The organism is Paracoccus bogoriensis, from assembly GCF_019431455.1.
In the GTDB taxonomy this organism is placed as follows: Bacteria; Pseudomonadota; Alphaproteobacteria; order Rhodobacterales; family Rhodobacteraceae; genus Paracoccus; species Paracoccus bogoriensis.
In genome coordinates this window covers 1-315 of record NZ_JAHYSR010000075.1, presented here as the reverse complement: position 1 = coordinate 315, position 315 = coordinate 1, and the positions used below count along the sequence as shown (strand labels likewise).

1 pseudogene is annotated in these 315 nt (G+C 55.2%); it reads left to right on the top strand.

What is annotated here, in order from left to right:
• Positions 1 to 21: 21 nt before the first annotated feature.
• Positions 22 to 315: pseudogene (locus KY389_RS15115) on the top strand (transposase); the annotation flags it as partial.

Here is a 315-nt window from a genome sequence, read left to right as displayed (position 1 = left end):
TGAGAACAAGGAGAACAGACGATGCGCAAATCACGTTTTACCGAAGAACAGATTGTCGGGGTTTTGCAGGAGTATGGCTCAAGCGTTAAGCGATTGATCCGGGGGATCAATCGTAGCGCAGAACGGGGCGAAGGTCTCGGAACTGTGCCGCAAGCATGGCATATCCGACAAGACGCTTTACAGGTGGAAGGCCAAGTATGGCGGGCTTCAGGTTTCAGAGTTGCGGCGCCTGAAGGATCTCGAAGCCGAGAATGCCGAGCTGAAGCGCCTTCTGGCTGATGCCATGCTCGACAATGCGGGGCTGAAAGGGCTGCT